Origin of the sequence: Erythrobacter sp. NE805 (assembly GCF_046452355.1) — a bacterium.
Lineage (GTDB): Bacteria > Pseudomonadota > Alphaproteobacteria > Sphingomonadales > Sphingomonadaceae > Erythrobacter.
Genome location: NZ_JBKFDI010000002.1, coordinates 38133 through 60992 on the forward strand (window position 1 = coordinate 38133; position 22860 = coordinate 60992).

The following is a 22860-nucleotide window of genomic DNA, read 5'->3' on the forward strand; positions in this document are numbered from 1 at the left end:
CGTAAACTCACGCAGGTTGGGGGCGGGCGGCCTCGTGCCGGTTGCGCTCGCGCCCGCCCGCGCATAGCGGTTGAGCGATGGACGCAACGCCTCTCTCGCTGGTGCTGATTGCGCTGGTCCTTGCCGCATGGGCGGTCGGGGCGGCGATCGTCGTCCTGCGCGCGAACCGCAGCGTCAAGCGCGCCAAGGCGATGCGCACCAGCCTCAAGCGCATGCAGACCCTGCTCGACGTCGCCCCGGCGCTGCCGCTGCTGGTGCGGGTCGACGGGCGGATCGAGGCCTCGGACAAGCTCGCGCGGATGCTCGGGCTGGCGCAGATGCCGAAGTACCTGTCCGAGCTTGCCGCGCCGCCCGGCCAGCCCCGCGCCGGCGGCTTCGCGCAAGGGCAGCTCGACCAGCTCTGGACCAAGATCCAGACCACCCAGAAGAGCGCCGCGCCGTTCCGCATGGCGATCAACCTGCCGGGATCCCAGCGCAGCCTCGCGCTCTACGGCACGCTCGCCGATCCGCAGGTCTCGCCGGGCGGAGCGGCGCTGGTGTGGATCTTCGACTTCACCGAGAGCCATGCCGAGATGGCCCGCCTGCGCGCCGCCGCCGCGCGCGCGACGGGCGATTTCGCGGCGCTGGTCGGCCTCATCGAGGCCGCGCCCATGCCGATGTGGTTCCGCGACGCGGACCTCACCCTCCAGCTCGTCAACCAGGCCTATGTCGATGCGGTCGGCGCGACCAGCGCGGCCGAGGTCGTGCAGGGCCAGATCGAGCTGCTCGAGCCCGAGGACGGGCGCTCGCCCGCCGAGATTGCCCGCGCCAGCCTCGAGAGCCAGAACGCCTCGGAGCGGATCGTCGCCTCGACCATCCTCGGCGCGCGCCGGACCCTCAGGGTCAGCGACCTGCCGCTCGGGCACGAGGGCGTCGCGGGCTATGCCATCGACATCGAGGAGCAGCAGCAGGTCGAGCGCGAGTTCCGCGCCTTCCGCGATGCCCAGCGCGCGCTGCTCGACCAGCTTTCGGTCGGGGTCGCGCTGTTCGACGACGAGGAGCGGCTGACATTCGCCAACCGCCCGTTCCGCCGCCTGTTCTCGCTCACCGACGACGCGGTCGAGGCGCACACGCCCTTCGAGCGTTTCCTCGCCGAGGCACGCGAGCGCGGGCGCACGCCCGAGGTGCGCGACTTTCCCGAATGGCGCCGCGAGCGCACCGGGTGGTTCGGCCTGCGCGAATCGCTCGAGGAGGCATGGCCGCTCCCCGGCGGCACGCACCTGCGCGTGGTGGCCCTGCCGATGCCCGACGGCGGCCTCGTGCTCGTCACCGAGGACCGCACCGAGAGCCTCGCGCTCTCGGCCGTGCGCGACACGCTGCTGCGCACCCGCACGGCGACGCTCGATAGTCTGTTCGAGGCGCTCGCGATCTTCGCCCCGGACGGCTCGGTGCAGCTCTGGAACCGCAGCTTCGCGGGCACCTGGGGGCTCTCGACGGAACTCCTCGACCGGCACCCCAGCGCCGATGAACTGCTGAGCGCGATCGGGCGCAACCTCGTGAACCCCGAGGAGGCGAGCCTGATCGGCGCGGCGGTGCGCGCAGCGACGCTCGACCGGCGCGAGAAGGAGGGCAGGGTCGACCTTGCCGACGGGCGCACCCTGCGCTTTGCCGGCATCCCGCTGCCTGATGGCAACGGCCTTCTCACCGTGCTCGACATCACCGCCTCGCAGAAGGCCGAGCAGGCCCTGCGCGAACGCGCCGAGGCGCTCGAGGAGGCCGATGCGGTCAAGGCGCGCTTCCTCGCCAACATGAGCTACGAGTTCCGCACGCCGCTCACCACGATCGGCGGCTATGCCGAGCTCCTCAAGAGCGGCGCGGTCAGCGATCCCGCGGCGGCGAGCGAGTATGTCGATGCGATCCTCACCGCGGTCGAGCGCCTCACCGAGCAGGTCGAGAACGTCCTCGACCTCTCGCAGTCCGAGGCCGGGCTGCTGCCGATCCGCAAGGAGCGCCTCGACGTGCTCGACTTCCTCACCGCCCTGGTGCGCGAGCGCGAGGCGGCGATCATCGCGGCAGGCCTCAGCCTCGACCTCAAGGGTCGCCGCGGGCGGGTGGTCGAAGCCGACCCGCGTCAGATGGGCCGCGCGCTCGGCAACCTGCTCGACAATGCGGTCGCCCATACGCCGGAGCGCGGGCGGATTGCGATCGAGATCAGGCGCGCGCCCGAGGGCACGGGCTACGGGCTCGAGATCACCATCGCGGACAATGGCCGCGGCATGAGCTCGCAGGAACTCGCGCGCGCGCAGGGCGGGGGCAGGGCGACGGGCGAGGGCGCGCCCGAGCGCCGCACGGGACTCGGCATCCCGCTCGCCCGCCAGCTCATCGCGGCGCATGACGGGACGCTCGAGATCGAGAGCCGCAAGGGCGCGGGCACCACCGCGACGATAAGGTTGCCGTGAGCGAGGCGACGGAGCGACTGGCCGATCTCGCCGCGACGGCAGCCTATGGCGCGCGGATCGCCGCGGTGCTGCGGGCAGGTGACGTGGTGGCGCTGGAGGGCGGGCTCGGCGCGGGCAAGACCACGCTCGCCCGCGCGATCCTCGCCGCGCTCGGGCACGAGGGCGAAGTGCCGTCGCCGACCTTCACGATCATCGAGACTTATGATTCGCCGCCGCTCCGCCTGCCGGTGGTCCACGCCGATTTCTACCGCCTCGAAGACCCCGGCGAACTCGCCGAAATCGGGCTCGACGACTATCGCGAGGGCGCGGTGCTGATCGCCGAGTGGCCCGATCACGCCGGGGGTTTCGCGCATGAGCCGTGCTGCCTCGCAATCGCGCTGAAGCCGGTCGGAGAAAGCGGGGAAGGCGGGCGGATCGCCATTGCCCGGGGCGGGGCCGATTGGCTAGGGCGCATGCCATGAGCCAGCTGCCTCAAGGCCTTGCCGAATTCACCGCCCGCGCCGGATGGGGGGCGGCCGAGGTCCATCCGCTGCCGGGCGATGCCTCGTTCCGGCGCTATTTTCGCCTTTCGCGCGGCAGCGGCGAGACCGCGATGCTGATGCACGCGCCCCCGCCGCACGAGGACCCGGCGCCTTTCCTCCATGTCGCGCACTGGCTGAACGACCACGGCATGCGCGCCCCCGCGATCCTTGCCGAGGACGCCGCGGCCGGATGGGTGCTGACCGAGGATTTCGGCAACGACCGGATGCGCGACTGGCTCGACGCGCACCCGGACGAGGAACGCGCCGCCTACGAGGCCGCGGTCGAGGCGCTCGCCGCGCTCCACCGCCTGCCGCCGGGGCCATTCGATGCCTACGACATGGCGGTCTACCAGCGCGAGGCGGCGCTGCTCACCGAGTGGTGGTGCCCGGCGCAGGGGCTCGCCGTCGACGCCGAGGGCTACACGGCGGTCTGGGCCGAGGTGCTCGCCCCGGTGCTTGCGCGCCAGAACCCCGGCGTGACGGTGCTGCGCGACTATCACGCCGAGAACATCATGCTGCTGGGCGGCAAGGCGAGCGCGCCGCAGGGGCTGATCGACTTCCAGGACGCGCTCGTCGGCCACCCGGCCTACGACCTCGTCTCGCTGCTCCAGGACGCGCGGCGCGATGTCGACGTGAACCTCGAGACCGCGATGCTGGTCCATTATGCGCACCATGCCGGGGCGGGCGACGACGACTTCATCGCCGATTACGCCACCCTTGGCGCGCAACGGAACGCGAAGATCGTCGGCATCTTCACGCGCCTCGACCGGCGCGACGGCAAGCCGCGCTACCTCGCGATGATCCCGCGCGTCTGGGCCGCGCTCGAACGCGACCTTGCGCACCCGGCGCTGGAGCCGGTCGCCGCGTGGTTCGACGCCAACATCCCCGCAGAGCTGCGCGCCGCCAACGGGGCCTTCGCAGCGTGAGCGCGCCTGTGCTCGCCTCGGACACCGCGATGATCCTCTCCGCCGGGCTCGGCAAGCGGATGCGGCCGCTCACCGCCAGCCAGCCCAAGCCGCTGGTGCGGGTGGCGGGCAAGGCGCTGATCGACCATGCGCTCGACCGGCTCGCCGAGGCAGGGGTGGCGAAGGCGGTGGTCAACGTCCACTACCTCGCCGACGCGCTCGAAGCCCATGTGCTCGCCCGGAAGGCCCCGCAGGTGACGGTCTCCGACGAGCGCGCGCTGCTGCTCGAGACGGGCGGGGGTATGGTGAAGGCCCTGCCGCACCTGCCCGACCCGTTCTTCGCGCTCAATGCCGACAATATCTGGCTCGACGGGCCCAAGAGCGCCTTCCACGATCTCTCGCGCCGCTGGAATGCCGAGACGATGGACGCGCTGCTGCTGGTCGTGCCCCATGCGCGGGCGGAGAACTTCCGCGGGCCGGGCGACTTCCACATGGACCCGCTCGGGCGCCTGTCGCGCCGCCGCCCGGGGCGGATCGCGCCCTTCATCTACACCGGCATCCAGCTCGTCAGCCATCGCCTGCTGCGCGACGCGCCCGCGGGGCCCTTTTCGACCAACATCCTCTGGAACCGGGCGATGGCCGAGGGGCGGCTGTACGGCCTCAGCTTCACCGGGCTGTGGTTCGAGGTCGGCACCCCGCAGGCGATCCGCCCCACGGAGGAGGCGCTGGCGGGTGGCTGAGCGCCGCACCCCCGGTCCGCTCGTCTACTCGATCGCCGCGCATCGCGGTTTCGCCGATGCGCTGGTGGCGGGGCTCGTGCCGCGCTACCGCGAGGAGGGCTTCGGCCTCGCCCGGCTGACGCTGCTGGTCCCCTCGAGCCGCGCCGCGCGCACCCTCGCGGAGGCCTTCATCCGTCATGCCGGCGAGAGCGGCGAGGGCGGCCTCCTGATGCCGCGGATGATCGCGGTCGGCGACCTCGATCTCGACGAGAAGCTGGGCGCCGCGCTCGACCCGCTCGGCGCCGCCGACATTCCCCCCGCCTGCGACCCGGTGCGCCGCTGGCTGACATTGGACCGCCTGATCGCCGAGGAGCGTGCCGCCGAGGGCATGGCCCCGCTCCCCGGCCGTGCCCGTCTCAACCTCGCGCGCGAGATGGCGCGGACCATCGACCGGCTGCTGGTCGAGGAGAAGGCGGTCGCGGACCTGCTTGGCGAGGCGGTGCTCGATTCGGTCGCGGGTCTTGCCGAGCACTGGAAGCGACAGGTCCGGCTGTTCGCGCGGGTCAATGTCCGCTGGCAGGCCGAGCTCGAGGCAATGGGGCAGGTCGATGCCGCGACCCGGCGCAACCTCCTGTTCGACCGCGCCGCGCGGCGCTGGAAGGCGAGCCCGCCGCCGCACCCGATCGTCGCGGCGGGGGTGACCAGCGCCTCGCCCGCGCTGGCGCGGCTGCTGCGGGTGATCGCCGACCTGCCCGAGGGCGCGGTGGTGCTCCCCGATCTCGACCTCGCGATGGCCGAGGACGCATGGGAGGAGCTCGGCCTTGCGGGCGCCTCCACCGAGCCGGGCGGCCCGGTGTTCGGCGCGGGCGACGCGCTGACGCATCCGCAGTATCACCTCAAGCTGCTGCTCAACCGGATGGGGGTGAACCGCGCGGAGGTGCAGCAATGGCACCGCCGCGGCATCGCTGCCGCCGATCCGGCGCGCGCGCGGGCGATCTCCGCGCTGTTCCTGCCCCCGCAGGCGAGCCGCTCGTGGAGCACGCTCGAGGCGAAGGAGCGCCGGCTCGACGGGGTGCGGCTGATGGCGAGTGCGACCATCGAGGAGGAGGCGCAGGCGATCGCGATGCTGGTGCGCCAGGCGCTCGAGCAGCCGGCAAAGCGCATCGCGGTGGTCACCGCCGACCGCGGCCTCGCGCGGCGGGTCGCGCAGCATTGCGAGCGCTGGAACATCGCCGCCGACGATTCCGCGGGGCGCCCGCTCGCGCTGACCGCGGCGGGGCGCTTGTTCGGGCTGCTGGCGGAGATCGCCGCGGACGGCCCCGATCCGGCGCGGCTCGTCGCCGCCTTCGGCCACCCTGCGGTGCGCGGATGGGACGGGGATGCGCGGCGGGAGTGGCTCAAGGGGCTGCGCGCCTTCGACCGCGCCCTGCGCGGCCCCGCGCTCGCGCCGGGCCTCGAGCCGCTGCGCAAGGCGGCGTTGAAGGCGGGCGTGGCGCGCTGGTGGGAGGAGGCCGAGGCGCTGGTCGCCCCGCTCGCCGACTGGCCGCGCGAGATCGCGCTCGCCGAGGCGCTCACCCGGCTCGCTGCGGCCGCCGAGGCCTTCGCCCGCGGCGCGATCTGGGAGCGCGAGGACGGGCGCGCGCTCGGCCAGATGGTCGAGGACCTGCGCGGGACTGCCGAGGCGCTCGGCACCCGGATCGAGACCGCCGATCTCGCCGGCGTGCTGCGCGACGCGATGGAGGCGGTGGCGGTGCGCCCCGGCTATGGCGGCCACCCGCGCGTCGCGATCTACGGCCTCCTCGAGGCGCGCATGGCCCGTGCCGACCTCGTGATCTGCGGCGGGCTCAACGAGGGCTCCTGGCCGCAGCCTCCCGGCGCCGATGCGCTGCTCGCCCCCGCGATCCTGCGCGCGCTCGGCATTCCGGGCGCCGAGTTCCGGATCGGCCTCGCCGCCCACGACCTTGCCGGGGCGATGGGTGCGCCCTCGGTGGTGCTCAGCCGCGCCGCGCGAGATGCTGAGGGGCCGACGCTGCCATCGCGCTTCCTGCTGCGGGTCGAGGCGCTGCTCGGGGAGGACCTCGACAAGGAGCACCGCGAGCGGGCGATCCCGCACCTGCTCCCGCATCTCGACCGCCTGCGCCCGCCCGCGCCGCCCTATCCGCGCCCCGCGCCCGATCCGCCGCCCGCCTTGCGCGACGTGCCGATCAGGGTCACCGCGCTCGACCGGCTGCTCGGCGATCCCTACCAGTTCTACGCGCAGGCCATCCTCGGGCTCAGGAAGCTCGACCCGCTCGCCAACGACCCCTTCAGCGACCCGGCGCTGCGGGGCACGCTGGTGCACGACATCCTCGACAAGTGGCACCGGGCGAGGCGCGACGATCCCGCCCTTGCGCTCGCCCCCTTCGCTGCCGCGCATTTCGCGGCCGAGCGCGTCCACCCGCTGTTCCGCGCGCTGTGGCAGCCGCGGCTGATCGCGGCGCTCGAGCGGTTCGAGGCATGGATCGCCGAGAATGCTGCCGAGGGCCGCGAGGTGCTCGCCACCGAGATCACGGGCGAGATGACCTTCGAGGGGGTGAGGGTGATGGGCCGCGCCGACCGGATCGACCGGCGCGCCGACGGGACCTTGGCGATTGTCGACTACAAGACCGGCCGCGTGCCCAGCAAGGACGAGGTCGAGGCGGGCTTCGCCTTGCAGCTCGGCCTGCTCGGCCTGATCGCGCGGGCGGGAGGCTTCGCGGCGGAGGGCCTTCCCGCCGCCGCGGCGAGCGCGTTCGAATACTGGTCGTTCGGCAAGAAGGACGGCGGCTTCGGCAAGCGCCAGAGCCCGATGAAGCTCTCCTCGCGCGAGAAAGGCCTGCCGCCGGAAGAGTTCCTGCCGCATCACGCCGAAAGGCTCGCCTTCGCGATCCGCGAATACATCAGGGGCCGCACGCCGTTCCGGGCGCGGGAGAATCCCGACTACAAGGGCTATACCGATTACGACCAGCTGATGCGGCTCGAGGAGTGGCTCGTCCGCATGACCGGGAAGGACACGGCATGAGCGGCCTCGTCCACCCGCTCGCGGGCAACCAGCGCCTCGCGGCGGACCCCGAGCACAATGTCTGGCTCTCGGCCTCGGCGGGGACGGGCAAGACCCAGGTGCTCTCCGCCCGCGTGCTCAGGCTGCTGCTGCGCGAGGACGTCACGCCGGGGCAGATCCTGTGCCTGACCTTCACCAAGGCGGGCGCGGCGGAGATGGCGAACCGCATCAACGCGGTGCTCGCGCGCTGGGTGCGCCTGCCCGCGACGGTGCTGGCGAAAGAGCTCGGCCACCTCGGCGCCGACATCGGGCCCGAGACGCAGGCCCGCGCGCGCAGCCTCTTCGCGAGCGTGCTCGACTGCCCCGGCGGAGGGCTCAGGATCGACACGATCCACGCCTTCGCCCAGTTCCTGATCGGCAACTTCCCCGAGGAAGCGGGCCTCGCGCCGGGCACGCGGGTGATGGATGACCGCTCGCGCGAACTCCTCGCCCGCGAGGTGCTGACCGAGCTGTTCGAGGAGGCCGAGCGCACGGGCGATGTGCGGGTGCTCGACGGCATCACCCTCTTCACCTCCCGCAAGGAGCCCGCGGCGCTGCATGGCTGGCTGATGCGCGCGGCCGACTGTCACGAGCTGTGGGAAGGCCGCGACGCGTGGCTCTCGCCCATGGACGCACGGGTGCGCCAGACGCTCGGGATGCCGTCGGATGCGGGGGAGGCGTGGGTGGGCGAGCCTCTGCACCCCGACGTGTTTCCCGACAGCGAGTTGCTCGCCATTCTTCAGGCATTACGTCAATGGGGCAAGCCGTCCGGTGACAAGGCCATCGAAGGCATCGAGCGGTGGCTTCGCCTGGACGACGAAGCACGCGCCGGCGCGTTGGATTGCCTCGTTGGAGGCGTGCTCAACGGGGATCTTCTTCCCAACGGCAACCTGCGCCACGCGGCGAAATTCGATCCCGACTTCGTTGAATTGCAGAAGACCATTGGTGAAGCGGTTGCGCTGGTAGAAGACCGCCGCTCGCTCCTCGCCTGCGCCGAGGTGGTGACCTCCGCGCTCGAGATCGGCCGCGCCTTCGCGCTCAAGTGGGAGGCGCGGAAGGCGCGCGAGGGGCTGCTCGATTTCGGCGACCTGATCCGCAAGGCCGCCGCGCTGCTTGGCAAGTCCGAGGCCGCCGACTGGATCCGCTACAAGCTCGACCGGCACTTCGACCACATTCTCATCGACGAGGCGCAGGACACCAACCAGAGCCAGTGGGACATCGTCGAGGCGCTGATCGACGACTTCTTTTCGGGCGAGGGTGCGCGCGGCGACAAGCTGCGCACGATCTTCACCGTCGGCGACTACAAGCAGGCGATCTTCGGCTTCCAAGGCACGAGCCCGGAGAACTTCGCCCGCGCCAAGGAGCGCATCCACGCGCGCATCCGCGCCGCGCAGGAGGGCATCCGGGCAGGGCGCGTCAACCGCCGCGAGCCCGGCTGGCACGACCTCGACCTCGGCGATTCCTTCCGCACCGCGCGCGTTGTCCTCGACTTCGTCAACCGCGTGATCGGAATGCTCGGCTACACCGAATTCGGGCTCGACCGCGCACCGGCCGAGCATCGCGGCGCCGAGCGGCCGGGGCTCGTCACCCTCTGGCCGCCGGTCGTGCCCGAGGGCGGCGCGGCCGAGAGCGAGGAGGACGAGGAGGAGGAGGGCGAACAGGGCTGGCTCGCCCGCCACGACACGATCCTCGCCGAGCGGATTGCCGAGCAGGTGCGGCGCTGGGTCTCCTTGGAGGAGCCCTTCGTGCTCGCCAAGGGCACGCGGCGGCATGCGGGCGCGGGCGACGTCATGGTGCTGGTGCGCCAGAGGAAGGAGCTCGCCACCCAGATCGTCGCCAAGCTCCATGCGCGCGGGGTGCCGGTGGCGGGGGTCGACCGGCTGCGCCTGGGCGCGCCGCTCGCGGTCAAGGACGTGATGGCGGCCCTCAGGTTCGCCGCGCAGCCGCAGGACGACCTTGCGCTCGCCAATCTCCTTGCCTCGCCGCTGGTCGGTTGGACACAGGACGACCTCCTCGCCCATGTGCCCCGCCCCGAGAAGGTGCGGCTGTGGGACCACCTCAGGCGCGGCGCGGCACCGCCTTTCGTCGCCGCGACCGCCGAGACCTTGCGCGATCTCCTGCGCCGAACCGACTACCAGACCCCGCAGGCGCTGATCGCCTGGCTGCTCACCGGGCCGTGGCGGGGCCGCGCCAAGCTGGTCGCGCGATTGGGGGCGGAGGCCAACGATCCGCTCGACGAGCTCCTCAACGCCGCCTTCGCCTACGAGGCCGAGCACTGGCCGAGCCTTGCCGGTTTCATCGCCTGGTTCGACGCCGGGACGGGGGACCTCAAGCGCGATTCGGACAGCGCCAGCGGGCAGGTGCGGGTGATGACTGTGCACGGCTCGAAGGGCCTTCAGGCGCCGATCGTGATCCTTGCCGACGCGACCGGCGCGCCGGGCGATCCGGGCGCGCTCGAGCTCGAGGACAACCCGCTCGGCGAGGTGCTGGCAAGGAAGCGCATGGTGCCGCTCCCGCCGCTCGGCAAGGAGGAGCGAAAGGGGCGCATCGCCGAGGCCGAGGAGGCGAAGAAGCGCGCGGCGCTCCAGGAGCACTGGCGCCTCCTCTACGTCGCCCTCACGCGGGCCGAGGAGGCGCTGTTCATCGGCGGCTCGCTCAACAAGAAGGAGGCGAAGAACGGCGCGCCGCACGAGGACAGCTGGTACGCGCGGCTTGCGCCGCTGTTCGAGGGGGAGGAGCTCGCCGACCCCGTGTGGCACTGGCGCAAGGAGTGGGGCGTGCGGGCCGAGCCGCTTTCGCTGGGCGACGAGGCCGCGCCCGCTCCCGAGGCGGTGGTGCTCCCCCCCTGGGCGCTGCGGCCGATCGGCCCCGAACCGCGTCCGCCGCGCCCGCTTGCCCCCTCATCGGCGGGCGAGGACGCGGGCGCCGCGCCGCCGCTCCCCCCCGAGGCCGCGCGCCATGCCGCGCGCCGCGGGAGCCTGATCCACGCGCTGCTCGAGCGCCTGCCGGACGTCGCGGAGAGCGAGCGTGCCGAGGCGGCGCGGGGCTGGCTCGCGCGGCAGGCGGGGGACTTCGGCGAGGAGCTGCGCGAGGAGATGCTCGCCGCCGCGCTGGGGGTGCTCGATCATCCGGACTTCGCGTCGATCTTCTCGCCCGAGGCGCTCGCCGAAGTCCCGCTCGCCGCGACGGTCGACGGCGTGGTGGTGGCGGGGACTGCCGACCGACTGCTGATCGGGGAGGGCGAGGTGACGGTGGTCGACTTCAAGACCACCCGCCGCCCGCCCGCGAGCATCGCCGATGTCCCGCTATCGACCCTGCGCCAGATGGCGGCCTATGTCGCCGCGCTCGAGGCGATCTACCCCGGGCGCACAGTGCGCGCAGGGGTGCTCTACACCCACGCACCCGTGCTCTACCCCCTTCCGAGCCAGGTGCTGGATCGCCACAAGAACGCGTTGCAGGCCCCGCAGCAATCCTTGCCCGCCGTCGATATTGAGTGAAAAGCGCGGGCCACTAGATTGCATTGGCATGACCGGCACCCCTATGGTCGCCGGCAAAGGAGACAGATCGATGGCGACCCTCAACGTGACCGACGCGAGCTTTTCGGCCGATGTGCTGGAGAGCGACACCCCCGTCCTCGTGGACTTCTGGGCGGACTGGTGCGGCCCGTGCAAGATGATCGCCCCCGCGCTCGAGGAGATCAGCGAGGAGCTCGCCGGCAAGGTCAAGATCGTCAAGATGGACATCATGGAGAACACCGACACGCCCAGCCAGATCGGCGTGCAGTCGATCCCGCTGATGGTGCTCTACAAGAACGGCGAGCCGGTCGCGCAAAAGCTGGGCGCGGCGCCCAAGAGCCAGCTCAAGGCGTGGCTCGAAAGCGAGCTCTGAGCTGACCTGTCCCTCCCCGTTGCGCAGGCATGGGGAGGGACGACTGCGCTGCCTTACCCCACCACCCGCGCGACAAATGCGTCCCAGATCGCCGGGCTCGACGCGCCCACCAGTCCCGGGGCGTCGTGATGGTCCACGCGGTAGGCGCTGCCGTCGAGCCGCGCTGCCTTGCCGCCCGCCTCGTTGAGCCACAGCACGCCCGCCGCGTGATCCCAGGCGAGGGTGCGCTTGAAGCTCGAGACGTCGTTCTCCCCCAGCGCGAGCCGCGGATATTGCTCGGCGGCGCAGCGCGGGATGTCGACGAGGGTGTAGTGCCCGCCGAGCTTCGCATCGACCATCGCCGCTTCCTCGGGGGTGAGGAAGATGCGGCTCACCGCTGTGACCGGTCGCTCGCTCCCGGTGGTGCGCGCGGCGATCCGCTCGCCATTCACGAAGGCGCCGCTCCCGCGGCGGGCGTGGCAGAAGCGGTCCTTGTTGGGATCGTAGATCCACCCCGCGACCGTCTCGCCCGCATCGGCAAGTGCGACGATGATCCCGAAGGGTTCCTTGCCTTCCGCGAAGTTCGCCGTGCCGTCGAGCGGATCGATGATCCAGCATTGGCCCCTGAGGTGATCGAGCACCGACCTATCGGCCGCCACCGCCTCCTCGCCCACCACCGCGACGCCGGGGGCGAGCTTCGTCAGCGCCTCGGTAAGGAAGGCCTCGATCTCGCGGTCGACGATGGTGACCGGATCGTCCTTGGCCTTCATCTCGACCTCGCCCGCGGCAAGATTGCGGAAGCGCGGCAGCATCGAGCGCTGCGCGGCGAAGCGCATCAGGTCGCGGATCTCGGCATCGAGCGCCGACAGGCCCGAGGCGCTCACGAGCGGTAATCCGCGTTGATCGCGATGTAGCCGTGGGTGAGGTCGCAGGTCCACACGTGGGCGCGACCTTTGCCGAGGCCGAGGTCGACCGCGATGTCGACCTCCTCGCCCCTGAGGTGGGCGGCGACCGGGGCCTCGTCGTAGCCCTCGACGGGCAGGCCGTCGCGCGCGGTCCAGATGCCGCCGAAGGCGATCGAGAGCTTGTCGCGGTCGGCCGGCTCGCCCGCCTTGCCGACCGCCATGACGACGCGGCCCCAGTTGGCGTCCTCCCCGGCGATGGCAGTCTTGACCAGCGGCGAGTTGGCGATGGCGAGGCCGATGCGGCGGGCGCTGTCGTCGCTGACCGCGCCCGAGACGCGGATGGTGACGAACTTCCGCGCGCCCTCGCCGTCGCGCACCACCAGCTGCGCAAGCTCGCGGCACACGTCTGCAAGGGCGGCGGCGAAGGCGTCGGCACCGGGGCTGTCCCAGCCTTCGATCCGGGGATTGCCCGCCTTCCCCGTCGCGAAGACCATCACCGTGTCGCTGGTCGAGGTGTCGCCGTCGACCGTGATGCAGGAGAAGGACGCCGCGTTGGCGCGTTCGAGCGCCTCCTGGAGGAAGGCGGGGCCGACGTCGGCATCGGTGAAGATGTAGCCGAGCATGGTCGCCATGTCGGGCGCGATCATCCCGGAGCCCTTGATGATCCCGGCAAGCTCGACGCGCGTGTCGCCGATCATGGCGCTGGCGCCAGCGCCCTTGGCGAAGGTGTCGGTCGTGCCGATTGCGTTTGCGGCGTCTTCCCACCCGCAAGGCTCTGCCTCGAGCGCCGCCGCGATCCCGGCGCGCGCCTTCTCGACCGGGAGCGGCACCCCGATCACGCCGGTCGAGGAGACGAACACCGCGTCGATCCCGCAGCCGAGCGCCTCGGCAACCTGCGCGCGGATCGCCTCGACCGCGGCGCGGCCGCGCCAGCCGGTGAAGGCGTTGGAGTTGCCCGCATTGACGATCAGCGCCCGCGCGCGGCCCTGCCGCGCCGCCTCGCGGCCGAGTTCGACTTCCGATGAGGCGCAGGCGCTCTTGGTGAAGACGCCCGCGACGGCGGTGCCCTCGGCCAGTTCGGCGAAGGTCAGGTCGCAGCGGTCCCACGTCTTGTAGCGCGCCCGCGCCACACGCAGGGTCACGCCGTCAATGGCGGGCAGGGCGGGGAAGGGCCGGGCGAGGGGCGAAGGGTCGATCTGCATGGGGCACGCCCGTAATGGGCAATCGGAGGCGCTGCAATCGCGTGCTTTCGCGGTTGGCGCGGGGCTGGGGCTGAGGTAGAAGCCAAGCTCATGAAAATCAGACAATTTGCTGCCAACGCTTTAGCTATCGCCCTCACTGTGCCCGCCCATGCGCAGGAGAGCGGGCAGAGGGTTCCTGTCGACGTGCCCGATCAGCCGATGAGGATCTTGATCCCCGAGCAGGATCGTAAGGCCCGCCCCCCGCTCCCGCTCAGTCGCCAGATCGACTGGGTGACCGACGCCGATTACCCGCCCGAGGCATGGCGCAATGGCGAGCAAGGTCGGGTCCAGTATGATCTCGTCGTGAGCTCCGAGGGCGAGGTGACAGGGTGCCGGGTATGGCAAAGCACCGCGACACCGGCGCTCGACGCCGAAACCTGCCGCCTGCTGCGCGAGCGGGCTCGCTTCGAACCCGGCAAGGATGGCGAGGGCAAGCCTGTTTCTTCGTCTTTCAGAGGAGCTGTGAATTGGGAGCGGCGCCAGCCCGAGCTGGGCGCGGGCAGTTTCACGATCAAGGTCGCCTTCACGATCGACGAGCGCGGGAAGGCGAGCAATTGCCGGATGGTCGAGCGCTCCGGCGACATCCCGGATGAAATCGCCCGGAATTTCGAGCGCAATCCCTGCCCAAGCCGCAATGGCATTCCTTACCGCGACGCGCAGGGTCGGCCGGTGGCGCGTGATGTCGTGCTGACCATCGCGGCAGAGAGCATGCCCAGCGCATCAGGCGCTGCGCAGCCGGGCGATTAAGCTCTCGCACAGCTTATCGCGCTATGGCTGTGGACGGATTGGCGTTTAACCTCTATCTGAAGGCATCATGACCCGGCGTTTTCTTGCCCTGCTGGCCCTGCTTACCGGCCTTGTCGCTCTCGGCGGCACGGCGCAGGCCTCGCTGGCGGAGGCTCTGGCGTGCAGTGCCAGCGTTGCCGCAGCCAGCGGTGAGGAGCGCAGCCCGGGCGAAAGCGTCGCGGTCCAGCCCGCACCCGCGACGATCCAGGCGACCCGCGCCGCGGAGACACCCTGTCCGCAGCGCCCCGCGCCGAGCGTGCTGCGCCTGCCGGTCTTGATGGGCATCGAACGCGCCTACGAATAGGCGGCGAGCGGCTTTCCCGACCGTGTTTCCGCGCGTGCCCGCCCCGTGATGCGGCGCGCGTCATCCCCGCAAGCTGTTCGCGCCGCCCGCCGCCGGGCCGCCGCTCCATCCAAGGTTTCGCACCATGCTCAACACCATCGCCAAGACCCTCTTCGGCTCGGCCAACGACCGCTACATCAAGGCCGCGCGCAAGATCGTCGCGCAGATCAACGCCCTCGAACCCCAGATCCAGGCGCTCTCCGACGAGGAGCTCCAGGGCCAGACCGCCAAGCTGCGCGGGTTGATCGATGCGGGCGCGAGCCTCGACGACGTGCTCCCCGAGGCCTTCGCCACGGTGCGCGAGGCTTCGGTCCGGGTGTTCGGGATGCGCCATTTCGACGTGCAGCTGATCGGCGGCCTCGTGCTCCACCGCGGCGAGATCGCGGAAATGCGCACCGGCGAGGGCAAGACGCTGATGGCGACGCTAGCGGTGTACCTCAACGCGCTCGAGGGCAAGGGCGTCCACGTCGTCACCGTCAACGACTACCTCGCGCGGCGCGACGCGGCCGAGATGGGGCGCCTCTACAACTGGCTCGGCCTGACGGTGGGCGTGATCGTCCCCGGCATGCCCGAGGAATACAAGCGCGACGCCTACAATGCCGACATCACCTACGGCACCAACAACGAGTTCGGCTTCGACTACCTGCGCGACAACATGAAGCACGAGCGCGCGCAGATGGCGCAGCGGCCGTTCAACTTCGCGATCGTCGACGAGGTGGACTCGATCCTCATCGACGAGGCCCGCACCCCGCTCATCATCTCCGGGCCGACCGAGGACAAGTCCGACCTCTACGTCGCGCTCGACCTCGTGGCGCGGGAGATCCCGGTCGAGTGGCTCGACATCGACGAGAAGGTGAAGCGCGTGCAGCTCACCGAGGAGGGGCTCGAGGGCGTCGAGCAGATGCTGCTCGAGAAGGGGCTGCTCGCGACCTCCAACCTCTACGACGTCGAGAACACCCAGGTCGTCCACCACCTCGACCAGGCGCTGGTGGCGAACTTCGGGCGCAAGCGCGACACCGACTACATCGTCAAGGACGACAAGGTCATCATCATCGACGAGTTCACCGGTCGCATGATGGACGGCCGCCGCTGGTCGAATGGGCTCCACCAGGCGGTCGAGGCCAAGGAGGGCGTGCGGATCGAGCCCGAGAACCAGACACTCGCCTCGATCACCTTCCAGAACTACTTCCGCATGTATCCCAAGCTCTCCGGCATGACCGGCACCGCCGCGACCGAGGCGGCCGAGTTCTGGGACATCTACAAGGTCGGCGTCGTCGAGATCCCGACCAACCTGCCCGTCGCGCGGATCGACGAGGAGGACGAGTTCTACAAGAACACCGCCGACAAGTTCCAGGCCATCGCCAAGGCGATCAGGGAAAAGCAGCAGATCGGCCAGCCGGTGCTGGTCGGGACGGTCTCGATCGAGAAGTCGGAGCTGCTGAGCCAGTACCTCGACAAGGAAGGCGTCAGGCACGCCGTCCTCAACGCGCGCTTCCATGAACAGGAAGCGCACATCGTCGCCCAGGCGGGCCGCTACGGCGCCGTGACCATCGCCACCAACATGGCCGGTCGCGGCACCGACATCCAGTTGGGCGGCAACGTCGAGTTCCGCATCAATGACGAACTCGCCGACATGCCGGAAGGACCCGAGCGCGATGCCGCGATCGCCCGCATCAGGGCCGAGGTCGCCGAGGAGAAGGAGCGCGTGAAGGCAGCGGGCGGCCTGTTCGTGCTCGGCACCGAGCGGCACGAGAGCCGCCGCATCGACAACCAGCTGCGCGGCCGCTCGGGCCGTCAGGGCGACCCGGGCCTGTCGCGCTTCTACCTGTGCCTCGAGGACGACCTCTTGCGCATCTTCGGCCCCGACACGCTGTTCGCCAAGATGATGAACTCGAACCTCGCGGACGGCGAGGCGATCGGCTCCAAGTGGCTCTCCAAGGCGATCGAGACCGCGCAGAAGAAGGTCGAGGCGAGGAACTACGACATGCGCAAGCAGGTCGTGCAGTACGACGACGTGATGAACGACCAGCGCAAGGTGGTCTACGAACAGCGCGCCGAGATCATGGACTCAGAGGCGGTCGATGACGTGGTGCTCGACATGCGCCACGACACGATCAACGCCATCGTCGGCGCCGCCTGCCCCCCGGGCTCCTACCCCGAGCAGTGGGACATCGCCGGGCTCAAGGCGCGGATCGAGGAGATCTTCGGCTTCCAGCCGCCCGTCGACGCGTGGCTCGCCGAGGAGGAGGTCGAGCCGGAAATCCTCGAGGAGAAGCTGCGCACGCTCACCGACGGGATGATGGAGGAGAAGATCACCGCCTCCGACCCGGCGATCTGGCGGATCGTCGAGAAGGACGTGCTGCTGCGCCAGCTCGACCATCACTGGAAGGAGCACCTCTCGACCCTCGACGCGCTGCGCCAGGTGATCTGGATGCGCGGCATGGCGCAGAAGCAGCCGATCAACGAGTACAAGCAGGAGGCCTTCGGCCTGTTCGAGACGATGCTCGACACCCTGCGCGAGGAGGTCACCAAGATCCTGTTCCGCGCCGAGCTGCGCATCGAGCCGCCCCAGCCGCTGCCAGAGCTCCCCGACTTCCTGACCGGCCACATCGACCCGCTGACGGGGCTCGAGGATTCGGTGGACGGCGACGGCTCGGCGAATCGGCCCGAACTGTTCGGTTCGCTGGCGGGCGCGCCGATGGCAGAGTTCGGCCCCGGCGGGGCTGCGGCGGGGAGCGACCCTTACGCCAATCTCGGCCTCAGCCGTAATGCCACCTGCCCGTGCGGCAGCGGGCAGAAGTACAAGCATTGCCACGGGGCGCTGAGCCCGCGCGCGATCGCCTGACCGGACGGGTGGCGCGAGGGACCGAGCGATGATGATGATCGGAGCCGTGCCGGCGCTGCTCGCGCTCGCCTTCCTCGTCACCGCGCTGCTCTATGCCAGCGTCGGGTTCGGGGGCGGGTCGACCTATTCGGCGCTGCTCGCGCTGTCGGGGCTCGATTATCGGCTGCTGCCGCTGGTCAGCCTCGCCTGCAACATCGTGGTGGTGACCGGATCGAGCATCCGCTTCGCGCGCGCGGGGCTCACCCCGTGGCGCAAAGCGCTCGTGATCGTCGCACTTGGTGCGCCCGCGAGCTTTGCGGGCGGGCTCACCCCGATCAAGGAGGCGACCTTCCTCACCCTGCTGGGCGCGAGCCTCGTGCTCACCGCGCTCACCATGCTCATCCCGGTGCGCGAGGACGCGGCGGGCGAGCCGACGCGCTACGCCCGGCTGATGCCGCTCGCCGCCGCGCCGCTCGGCTATTTCGCGGGGCTGGTGGGGATCGGCGGAGGGATCTTTCTTGCCCCGCTGCTGCACCTTGCGCGCTGGCACGACCCGCGCGGGATCGCCGCGACCGCGAGCCTGTTCATCCTCGTCAACTCGCTGTTCGGCCTCGCCGGGCAGCTGCTCAAGAACGGTCCCGGCCTGTTCGGACAGGCGCTCGGTGCGGCGCTGCCGCTGCTGGTCGCGGTGGTGATCGGCGGGCAGGTCGGCAGCCTCCTCGCCGCGCGCCTGCTGCCGCCGAAGTATATCCGCTGGCTGACCGCGCTGCTGGTGGCGGTCGTCGGAGTTCGGCTGCTCGCCGGGATCTAGGCGCCGGCCGGCACCACGCGGCTTCGCAGCATCAGCGCGGCGAACAGGGTCGCGGCGAAGGCGGCATAGGCGGCGAGGAGGTTGGGGAGCAGCAGCGGCACCCCGGTGAACAGCATCGCGTCATTGCCGCCCGGCACCATCGTCGCGCCGAGGCCCATCAGCAGCCCGCTCGCAAAGGCGCGCGCCCAGCCGCGGAGCGTGCCGGTCTCGAGCCGGAAGGTCCCCTCCGCGACGCTCGCCGCGCCCATGCCCGCGACGAGCACCGCCAGGCCGAGCGCGGTCCCCGCAGTTCCGGCCATGCCCCCGCGCGCAATCTCGGCGATGCGACTGGTGTAGACCCAGTGCCGGTCGAGCGCGAAGAGCAGCCCCGAGGCGGTGCCGATCAGGCTCATCGCGAGGAGCGGGGACCACCCGCCCTTGGGGCGCTTCCAGCCGATCCGCCGGTAAATGTAGCTCCCTGCGGTGATCGCAATGATCGTGCCGAGCGTGAGCGCGAGGCCCGGGTGGCCCGCGAGGGGCGAGGCGAGGGGGTCTCGCGGCGGCAGGAGCAGCGCGGCCTTCGACATGTCGGGCCCCAGCAGCGCCGCGGCGACGAACATCGCGAGGATCGAGCCGAGGCGCGGCAGCTCGCCATTGGTGAGCGCGGCGAGGAGCCCCATCGCGCAGTGTCCCGCGAGGAGCGAGCCGAGCCCGAACACCACGCCGCCCGCCACCGCGAGGGCGTCGGGCGGGCTCCCGAGGATCGTCGCGAAGGGCCGCGCCCCCGCCATCTCGGCAAGGCCCATCACCAGCATCGCGGCCCCTGCGGCGAGCGAGAAGCCCGCGAGCCGGTGCACCCGCCGCCGCGCGATCACCTCGCGCACCGCCCGCACCATGCACACGCCGCTGCGCTGGCTGGCATAGCCGATCAGGAACAGGAGAATGACGGTGAGCGCCCCGGACACGGCAGCCAGATGTAGCGCAAGCGCCGTCGGACGCAATTGCGGAGGCGCGTCACAGAAAGTTGATCCAGTTAAGTGACGCACTTGTGAAGGTCGCTTCCTTCGTTCGCCTGAGAGCGAGGTGACAGGCAATGCCCGATGAGGAAGGTGATCGTCGCGGGGGGGACCGTCGGAAGGTGGACCTGCCTTATGCGGGCGAGGAACGACGCAAGGGCGAGCGCCGGTCGGGCCGCGACCGCCGCGTGCAAGTGCGCCTGGTTGCCGATCCGGAGACACGATCGGATGGATGAGAGTGATACCGGCCCCGCGGCTGACCGGCGCTGGGCCCTGCGCCGCAAGCTCGAGCTTCCCGCCGACCTCAAGGATGCCGACGGGCACACCCATGCGGCGACGATTGTCGACATTTCGGAAGAAGGTTGCCGGATCGAGACCGCGTCAGGCCGCGAGATCGACCGTCACCGGCTCCATACCGTCAAGATCACCGGGCTCGAGGCGATCCCCGCCTATGTGAGCTGGTCGCGCGAGAGCAGCGCCGGGCTGACCTTCGCCGAGCCCCTGCATCCCGCGGTGGTGCAGAACCTGGTGGTGAAGTCGCTCTATGCGCGCCTCAGCCGGTTCGAGGAGAACCGCAAGGCACGCGGTCGCGAAGGCCTATCCGGCCTCCCGCCGTTTCCCTTCGGGGACTAGCGGGGGCGCCTGAGTTTCTGGCGAAATGCCCGGAAGGAAATGGCTCCCCGAGTAGGATTCGAACCTACGGCCAAGTGATTAACAGTCACCTACTCTACCGCTGAGCTATCGGGGAGCAACTCTTCCAAGCGGTCTAAGGAAGAGCGGAAGCGCGCCTATATGAGGCGGTGCGGGTGATTGCAAGAGGGTTTTGGCGGGCGAAATCGCGATAGTGTGCTGCTGTATTAATGCAGTAAGTCTCAGGCGCAAGTTGACGCATCGCGGCAGGGCGCATTCCGCATGCACTATGTCAACTTAGGCGGTCACAAACTGCTCTGCGACGATCCGTTCCTCGAGGCTCTGGCCGGGGTCGAAGAGCAGGGTGAGGTCGGCATCGCGCGCGATCTGGAGGCGCACCTCGGCGATGTCGCGCAGCTCCTTCTGGTCGGCGACCGCGGCGACCGGACGCTTCACCGGCTCGAGCACCTTGAGGATGATCGGCATCCGGTCGGGCAGGATCGCCCCCCGCCAGCGCCGCGGGCGGAACGGGCTGATCGGGGTGAGCGCGAGCATTCGGCTGTCGAGCGGCAGGATCGGTCCCTGCGCCGAGAGGTTGTAGGCGGTCGAGCCCGCGGGCGTCGCGACCAGCACCCCGTCGCAGACCAGCTCGCGGATGCGCACCCGGTCGCCGACCGTGACCTCGATCTTGGCGGTCTGACGGGTCTCGCGCAGCAGCGAGATCTCGTTGATCGCGCACAGCTGGTGGACCTCGCCGTCCTGCGTCACCGCCTCGACCCGCAGCGGCGCAATCGTCCAGCGCCGCGCCTTGCCCACCCGCGCGGCGATCGCGGTGCGGCTGTGGTAGCGGTTCATCAGGAAGCCGACCGTGCCGAGGTTCATCCCGTAGGCGGGGACCACGCGCCCCGCGTCGAGCATCGCGTGGAGGGTCTGGAGCATGAAGCCGTCGCCGCCGAGCACCACCGCGGCATCGGCCTCGGCGAGCGGCACCCACTCGCCCTGGTCGAGCAGCGCCTCGCGGGCCTCCTGCGCGCGCTCGGTGTCCGAGGCGAGCAGCGCCAGCCGCTCGAAGCCTGCCGGGCTCGTTGCACCATTGCCGGAACTGCCGGACATCCTTCCCACTCCCGAGAGCCAGAGCCGCCGTGCTTGGCGCTTGTCCCGGCGCGTCACTTGGCGTTTGCCCTGATGTGCCATATCGGCTCGGATTGCAATTGATGCGAGGCAGGGGCGAAATCAACGGGTAAGGGGAGGCGGGGCAAAGGGAAGCGAATGGAACAGGGTCGGACATCCTTGCGTGGACCCGTGCGCGGGCTCTTGCCCGGGGTCAGCCCGGGCGTGCTCGAGGCCGACCTGCTGCGCGCGCTCGACCGGCGCGAGATCGAGGTGCTGTTCCAGCCGCAGTTCGCCTGCCAGTCGGGCGCGCTCATCGGCGCCGAGGCGCTGGCGCGCTGGCGGCATCCGACCCTCGGTCCGATCGGGGCGCGCGATCTCTTCGCGGTGGCGGAGCGGGCGGCGCTGGTCGCGCCCCTGTCGCGCCACGTGGTCGCCCGCGCGCTCGAGGACGCGGCGACCTGGCCGGATGCGCTGACCCTCTCGCTCAACATCACTCCCGAGGAGCTCGGCGACCCGCGCTTCGCCGCCGATTTCGCCGCGCTGATCGGCAAGTCGGAGATCGCGCCGCAGCGGCTGATGCTCGAGATCACCGAGGACCTGCTGCTGCGCAACCTCCCCCAGGCGGCGAGCGCGCTCAAGGCGCTGCGCGGCCTCGGCTTCCGCACCGCGCTCGACGACTTCGGCGCGGGGTTCTGCAACTTCCGCTACCTGCGCGAGCTGCCATTGGACGCGCTGAAGCTCGACAAGGCGATGGTCGAGGGCGTCCCTGCCGACCCGACCGCGCTCGCGGTGTTGCGCGCGATTATCGCGCTCGCCAAGACGCTCGGGCTCGCGGTCTATGCCGAGGGGATCGAGGACGAGATCCAGCGCGCCGCGATCACCGCCGAGGGCTGCGATGTCTGGCAGGGCTTCCTGCGCGCCCAGCCGATGCCGAGCGATCGGGTGGTGGCGCTCGCCCGCACGGCGCGCGGCATGGGTCACGGCTGACCGCGCGAAGGGGCGAGCCGCCCCGCAGGCCCGACCGCGGGTGGTCGTGCTGGCCACATGGATCAGGGCCGCAGAGCTCCCCGGCGCGATGATGTCTCCTTGTTCGGAGGAGACGAGACATGGCGCAGAAAGGTGCGGGCGGAAACCCGGGAGCAGTGACGACCAAGGGCGGCGACGGCGCAAGCGGGAGCACCGGGACGGGGCGCGGCGGCGGCAACAATGCGCGCGGCTCGCAGTCGGCCTCGAAGGGCAAGGACAAGGCCCGCGGCAAGTCGGGCGAAAAGGGGAAGGGTTGAGATGGCCGCCTCGCGCACCGCACCCGACGCGATTCAATCAACCGGCTACGGCCTCGCTGCGCTCAGCATCGGGCTGGGGCTTGCCGGACTGATCGCCGCGAAGGGCATCGCCCGCAGGCTTGGCGTGCCCGATCGCAGCGGCATCGTCCGCGCTTTCGGGGTGCGCGAGCTCGCCTCCGGGGCGGGCCTTGTCGCGCGCCCGAGGGCCAGCGGCAATGCCTGGGGTCGGGTGGCGGGCGACGTCCTCGATCTTGTCGCGCTCGCCGCCGTCCTGCGTACCCCGGGCACCCGCAAGCAGGCAGCTTGGGGCGGGCTTGCTTTCGTCGCGAGTGCGCTTCTCGCCGACGTGCTGGCGGGCAGGGCGATGCGCCAGGAGGAACGGCGTGGCCGCGCTTGAGCCCCACCGCGAGGCCCGCCCGGG

The 22860-nt window shown here is 70.8% G+C and carries 19 protein-coding genes and 1 tRNA gene; 15 read left to right on the forward strand and 5 right to left on the reverse strand.

The genetic code is table 11. The features are described from left to right. Window positions 1-77: 77 nt before the first annotated feature. From ACLBKU_RS08140 to trxA, 7 genes are all read left to right on the forward strand, one after another. Window positions 78-2438, forward strand: coding sequence for a PAS-domain containing protein (locus ACLBKU_RS08140; protein WP_410179062.1), 2361 nt, complete (start codon window positions 78-80; stop codon window positions 2436-2438). Further along, window positions 2435-2899: a tRNA (adenosine(37)-N6)-threonylcarbamoyltransferase complex ATPase subunit type 1 TsaE gene (gene tsaE / locus ACLBKU_RS08145; RefSeq protein WP_410179063.1), complete on the forward strand. Its 465-nt coding sequence runs from the start codon at window positions 2435-2437 to the stop codon at window positions 2897-2899. The genes ACLBKU_RS08140 and tsaE overlap by 4 nt, the downstream gene beginning before the upstream one ends. After that, window positions 2896-3885 carry an aminoglycoside phosphotransferase family protein gene (locus tag ACLBKU_RS08150; RefSeq protein WP_410179064.1) on the forward strand — a complete coding sequence of 330 codons (990 nt, stop codon included), beginning with the start codon at window positions 2896-2898 and terminating at the stop codon, window positions 3883-3885. Before tsaE ends, ACLBKU_RS08150 begins: the two co-directional genes overlap by 4 nt. Then, complete coding sequence (locus tag ACLBKU_RS08155; protein WP_410179065.1) at window positions 3882-4604, forward strand: nucleotidyltransferase family protein; 723 nt, start codon at window positions 3882-3884, stop codon at window positions 4602-4604. Before ACLBKU_RS08150 ends, ACLBKU_RS08155 begins: the two co-directional genes overlap by 4 nt. Beyond that, a complete protein-coding gene (gene addB / locus ACLBKU_RS08160) occupies window positions 4597-7623 on the forward strand; it encodes a double-strand break repair protein AddB (protein WP_410179066.1) in 3027 nt (1008 codons plus the stop codon). The genes ACLBKU_RS08155 and addB overlap by 8 nt, the downstream gene beginning before the upstream one ends. Continuing rightward, complete coding sequence (gene addA, locus ACLBKU_RS08165; protein ID WP_410179067.1) at window positions 7620-11138, forward strand: double-strand break repair helicase AddA; 3519 nt, start codon at window positions 7620-7622, stop codon at window positions 11136-11138. Before addB ends, addA begins: the two co-directional genes overlap by 4 nt. Window positions 11139-11208: 70 nt before the next feature. Then, window positions 11209-11529, forward strand: a complete 321-nt coding sequence (gene trxA / locus ACLBKU_RS08170; protein ID WP_410179068.1) for a thioredoxin — start codon at window positions 11209-11211, stop codon at window positions 11527-11529. A 53-nt stretch (window positions 11530-11582) separates the two neighbouring features. Here the strand turns inward: trxA and ACLBKU_RS08175 are convergent, their stop codons facing one another. After that, window positions 11583-12344, reverse strand: coding sequence for an inositol monophosphatase family protein (locus ACLBKU_RS08175; protein ID WP_410179650.1), 762 nt, complete (start codon window positions 12342-12344; stop codon window positions 11583-11585). A 44-nt stretch (window positions 12345-12388) separates the two neighbouring features. Next, window positions 12389-13615 carry a bifunctional glutamate N-acetyltransferase/amino-acid acetyltransferase ArgJ gene (gene argJ / locus ACLBKU_RS08180; protein ID WP_410179069.1) on the reverse strand — a complete coding sequence of 409 codons (1227 nt, stop codon included), beginning with the start codon at window positions 13613-13615 and terminating at the stop codon, window positions 12389-12391. 90 nt (window positions 13616-13705) lie between these two features. On the opposite strand from argJ, the gene ACLBKU_RS08185 reads away from it, so the two are divergent. The 4 genes from ACLBKU_RS08185 (at window position 13706) to ACLBKU_RS08200 (ending at window position 18418) form a co-directional block, all read left to right on the forward strand. Further along, window positions 13706-14401, forward strand: a complete 696-nt coding sequence (locus ACLBKU_RS08185) for an energy transducer TonB (RefSeq protein WP_410179070.1) — start codon at window positions 13706-13708, stop codon at window positions 14399-14401. Window positions 14402-14468: 67 nt separating this feature from the next. Beyond that, a complete protein-coding gene (locus ACLBKU_RS08190) occupies window positions 14469-14744 on the forward strand; it encodes a hypothetical protein (protein WP_410179071.1) in 276 nt (91 codons plus the stop codon). A gap of 124 nt (window positions 14745-14868) precedes the next feature. After that, complete coding sequence (secA, locus tag ACLBKU_RS08195; RefSeq protein ID WP_410179072.1) at window positions 14869-17628, forward strand: preprotein translocase subunit SecA; 2760 nt, start codon at window positions 14869-14871, stop codon at window positions 17626-17628. A 34-nt stretch (window positions 17629-17662) separates the two neighbouring features. After that, complete coding sequence (locus ACLBKU_RS08200; RefSeq protein ID WP_410179651.1) at window positions 17663-18418, forward strand: sulfite exporter TauE/SafE family protein; 756 nt, start codon at window positions 17663-17665, stop codon at window positions 18416-18418. Here ACLBKU_RS08200 and ACLBKU_RS08205 read toward each other — a convergent pair. Next, window positions 18415-19362, reverse strand: a complete 948-nt coding sequence (locus ACLBKU_RS08205; RefSeq protein ID WP_410179073.1) for a YeeE/YedE thiosulfate transporter family protein — start codon at window positions 19360-19362, stop codon at window positions 18415-18417. The two genes, ACLBKU_RS08200 and ACLBKU_RS08205, sit on opposite strands and share 4 nt — an antisense overlap. 279 nt (window positions 19363-19641) lie before the next feature. On the opposite strand from ACLBKU_RS08205, the gene ACLBKU_RS08210 reads away from it, so the two are divergent. Continuing rightward, window positions 19642-20046, forward strand: coding sequence for a PilZ domain-containing protein (locus ACLBKU_RS08210; RefSeq protein ID WP_410179074.1), 405 nt, complete (start codon window positions 19642-19644; stop codon window positions 20044-20046). 40 nt (window positions 20047-20086) lie between these two features. Here the strand turns inward: ACLBKU_RS08210 and ACLBKU_RS08215 are convergent. Both ACLBKU_RS08215 and ACLBKU_RS08220 read right to left on the reverse strand, forming a co-directional pair. Next, a tRNA-Asn gene (locus ACLBKU_RS08215) sits at window positions 20087-20161 on the reverse strand. A 179-nt stretch (window positions 20162-20340) separates the two neighbouring features. Beyond that, window positions 20341-21156: an NAD kinase gene (locus ACLBKU_RS08220; protein WP_410179075.1), complete on the reverse strand. Its 816-nt coding sequence runs from the start codon at window positions 21154-21156 to the stop codon at window positions 20341-20343. A 201-nt stretch (window positions 21157-21357) separates the two neighbouring features. Here ACLBKU_RS08220 and ACLBKU_RS08225 point away from each other — a divergent pair, with 201 nt between their 5' ends. The 3 genes from ACLBKU_RS08225 (at window position 21358) to ACLBKU_RS08235 (ending at window position 22836) form a co-directional block, all read left to right on the forward strand. Next, window positions 21358-22143, forward strand: a complete 786-nt coding sequence (locus ACLBKU_RS08225) for an EAL domain-containing protein (RefSeq protein ID WP_410179076.1) — start codon at window positions 21358-21360, stop codon at window positions 22141-22143. A gap of 119 nt (window positions 22144-22262) precedes the next feature. Beyond that, window positions 22263-22439, forward strand: coding sequence for a hypothetical protein (locus tag ACLBKU_RS08230; protein WP_410179077.1), 177 nt, complete (start codon window positions 22263-22265; stop codon window positions 22437-22439). A gap of 1 nt (window position 22440) precedes the next feature. Further along, a complete protein-coding gene (locus ACLBKU_RS08235; RefSeq protein ID WP_410179078.1) occupies window positions 22441-22836 on the forward strand; it encodes a hypothetical protein in 396 nt (131 codons plus the stop codon). Window positions 22837-22860: the final 24 nt, after the last annotated feature.